The sequence below is a fragment of the Klebsiella sp. Ech2A genome (assembly GCF_030078455.1).
Taxonomy (GTDB): domain Bacteria; phylum Pseudomonadota; class Gammaproteobacteria; order Enterobacterales; family Enterobacteriaceae; genus Klebsiella; species Klebsiella terrigena.
In genome coordinates, this window is the sequence record NZ_JAQGFU010000312.1 from 1 (window position 1) to 3,385 (window position 3,385).

General features: G+C 67.2%; 3 protein-coding genes. 2 read left to right on the plus strand and 1 reads right to left on the minus strand.

The features are described 5' to 3' along the window. Together PFH44_RS26090 and fepC are read left to right on the plus strand one after the other, a co-directional pair. The coding region (locus PFH44_RS26090) for an iron chelate uptake ABC transporter family permease subunit (protein ID WP_283826626.1) at positions 1-486 on the plus strand (486 nt) is incomplete at its 5' end. Then, positions 483-1,277, plus strand: a complete 795-nt coding sequence (fepC, locus tag PFH44_RS26095; protein WP_045854415.1) for an iron-enterobactin ABC transporter ATP-binding protein — start codon at positions 483-485, stop codon at positions 1,275-1,277. The genes PFH44_RS26090 and fepC, both read left to right, overlap by 4 nt. Positions 1,278-1,389: 112 nt before the next feature. Here the strand turns inward: fepC and PFH44_RS26100 are convergent. Then, positions 1,390-3,385, minus strand: a 1,996-nt coding sequence (locus PFH44_RS26100; RefSeq protein WP_283826627.1) for a thioesterase domain-containing protein, incomplete at its 5' end; no start/stop codon positions are given.

Sequence of the window (3,385 nt, forward strand, 5' to 3'; positions counted from 1 at the left end):
TCGCTGGAGACCGCGCTCTCCGCCGGGCTGTGGAACGCCGGTTCGCTCAACGGGCTGACGTGGGGGAAAACCTGGCCGTCGGCGCCGCTTATTGTGCTGATGCTGGCGTGCAGCGTGCTGCTGGTGCGGCGCATGCGCCTGCTGGAAATGGGTGACGATACCGCCTGCGCGCTCGGCGTGCGGGTCGAGCGCTCTCGCCTGCTGCTGATGCTGGTAGGAGTGGTGCTGACCGCCGCCGCCACCGCGCTGGCGGGTCCGATCTCCTTTATCGCGCTGGTGGCCCCGCATATCGCCCGCCGCCTCAGCGGCACCGCGCGCTGGGGTCTGACCCAGTCGGCGCTGTGCGGCGCGCTGCTGCTGGCGCTGGCCGACTACAGCGCCCAGCGCCTGTTTATGCCCTATCAGCTGCCGGTGGGAGTCGTCACCGTCAGCCTCGGCGGTATCTATCTCATCGCACTGTTAATTCAGGAGTCCCGCAAAAAATGACCGCTGTAACACCCCGTTTGCGCGGCGACCAGTTGACCCTGGCATACGGCAAAAAGATCATCGCCGAATCGCTGAACGTGACCATTCCCGACGGCCACTTCACCGCCATCATTGGCCCCAACGGATGCGGAAAATCGACGCTGCTGCGCACCCTCAGCCGCCTGATGACCCCGACCAGCGGCCATGTTTACCTCGACGGCGAGCAGATCCAGCGCTACGCCAGCAAGGACGTCGCCAGACGCATCGGCCTGCTGGCGCAAAACGCCACCACCCCGGGCGATATTACCGTCCAGGAGCTGGTCGCCCGCGGCCGCTATCCGCATCAGCCGATGTTCACCCGCTGGCGGAAAGAGGACGATGAGGCGGTCAATCAGGCGATGCGCGCCACCGGCATCACCGACCTTGCGCAGCAGAGCGTTGATACGCTCTCCGGCGGCCAGCGCCAGCGCGCGTGGATTGCGATGGTGCTGGCGCAGGAAACCGCCATCATGCTGCTCGACGAGCCGACGACCTGGCTGGATATCAGCCATCAGATCGATCTCCTCGAGCTGCTGAGCGAGCTGAACCGCGAGAAGGGTTATACCCTGGCGGCGGTGCTGCACGACCTCAACCAGGCCTGCCGCTACGCCACCCATCTGATTGCCCTGCGCGACGGCAAAATTATCGCCGAAGGGGCGCCGAAAGAGATCGTGACCGCCGAGCTTATCGAGCGGATTTACGGCCTGCGCTGCACCATCATCGACGACCCGGTCGCCCACACGCCGCTGGTGGTGCCGCTGGGCCGCCGCTAGCCTCTGGCATTCCCCCGGCTAAAGCATAAAAAAACCCCGGCTCGCGCGACGCTGACCGGGGCTACAGAGCGATGTGCAGAGGTCGTCCGGAAACCTCCGGACGACGCGCGACCTATCCCAGAATCTCCCGCACCACCGGGCCTATCGACTCAAAGGCCTGGGGAGAGATAATCTCTACGTGCGCGCAGGCCTGGCTGAAGACCTCCAGCTCGCCAACCCACGGGCCCCACAGCGCCTGCGGGTCCATCCCCGGCTGGCGCGTTTTTTCCGCCACGAACAGGGTCGCCTTGCCGTCGAACTTCGCGCTGTGCGCGGTGGTCAGCAGGCGCACCGCGTCGGCGTAGTTGCCCTCGATGGTGCTAAACAGCTCGCCGGACGGCTGCCCCTGCTGGGCGGCGAGGAACGCCTCCCGCTCGCGGTCAATTTCCGCCAGCACCTCCGGGTCGAGGCCGTTGGCCTCTTTTTCCGCCCAGTTTTGCGACTCCGGCGGCCAGGTATCCAGCAGCCCGAGGAACGCTACCGCTTCACCGCGCTGGCGCAGGCGCGCGGCAATTCCCTGCGCCAGGGTGCCGCCGAGGGAATAGCCGAACAGGTAGTACGGCCCGTGCGGCTGCTGCGCCAGTAAGGTCTGCAGATGGGACTCGCAGACCTCATCCAGGCTGGCGGCGTTCGCCATCGGCCCCTGCGGGCGCGGCGACTGAATGCCGGTAATTGACCAGCGCGGGTCGAGGTAGCGCGCCAGCACGCTGAACTGCCAGGCAAAGCCGGAGGCCGGATGGAAGCAGAACAGCGTCGGACCGTCGCTTTTGCGCAGGGGCAAAAGCGCATCAAAGCCCAGGCGCTGCGCCTGCTCGTCGCTGAGATCGGACGCCAGCAGCGCGCTCAGTTGGCCGACCGTCGAGGCGACCATCACCTGTCCCGGCGTCACCTGACGCGCAAACCGGCGGCTCAGCTGCGCCGCCAGGCGCATCGCCAGCAGCGAGTGGCCGCCAAGCGCAAAGAAGTCCGCTTCGATATCGTTCACGTCGCAGCCCAGCAGCTGGCTGAACGCCTCGGCGACCGCACGCTCGCTCTCCGACTCCGGCGGCCGGCCGCGGCGTTCCTGGCTCAGCGTTGGCAGCGGGAGCGCTTTACGATCCAGCTTGCCGTTAGCGCTCAGCGGCAGCGCCGGCAGTTGGATCAGCACTACCGGCACCATGTGCGGCGGCAGCTGTTCGCCGAGGCGCGCCTTCAGCGCCGCGGTATCGAGCGGCAGCCCGGATTCAGAGACCAGGTAGCCGACCAGCTGGCGCGCATCGCCGCCGGTGGCCGCCGCCTGATTAAAGACGCAGGCGTGGGTGACCGCCTGGGCCACGTCCGGCAGCGCCGCCATGACGCGGTCTATTTCGCCGAGCTCAATGCGCTGGCCGCGAATTTTCAGCTGATCGTCGCTGCGCCCCAGATACTCCACCGCCCCGCTGTCGAGCCAGCGCGCCACGTCGCCGGTGCGGTACATGCGCTCGCCTGGGCTAAACGGATCGGCAATAAAGCGGCTGGCGGTCAGGTCCGGTCGGCCGAGATAGCCCTGCGCCAGCTGGATGCCGGTGAGGTACAAATCCCCCGCCACGCCGGGCGGTACCGGGCGCATAGTGGCGTCAAGAATGCGTAATCCGGTGTTCCATACCGGCCAGCCGATCGGCACGCTGCTGCCGGTCACCGCCGCCAGCTCCGCGCCGCAGGCCGGATACCAGCTGACGTCAACCGCCGCTTCGGTCGGGCCGTAGAGGTTGTGCAGCGCCACGCCGGTCAGCGCTTCCCACTCGCAGCACAATCCGGTCGGCAGCGCTTCGCCGCTGCAGAAGACCCGCCGCAGCGTGCGGCAGGCGGCGACGTTTTCCGCGTCTAGCGAAGCGACGAACGCCGCCAGCATCGACGGCACAAAGTGGGTGGTGGTCACGCCGTAGCGGGCGAAGAAACGCTGCATCGCCAGCGGATCGCGATGCGCTTCGGGCTCAGCCATCACCAGCCGGGCGCCGGCGATAAACGGCCACCAGAACTCCCACACCGAGACGTCAAAGCTGCACGGCGTTTTCTGCGCTACCACGTCATCGGCGCCGAGCGGTAAGGGG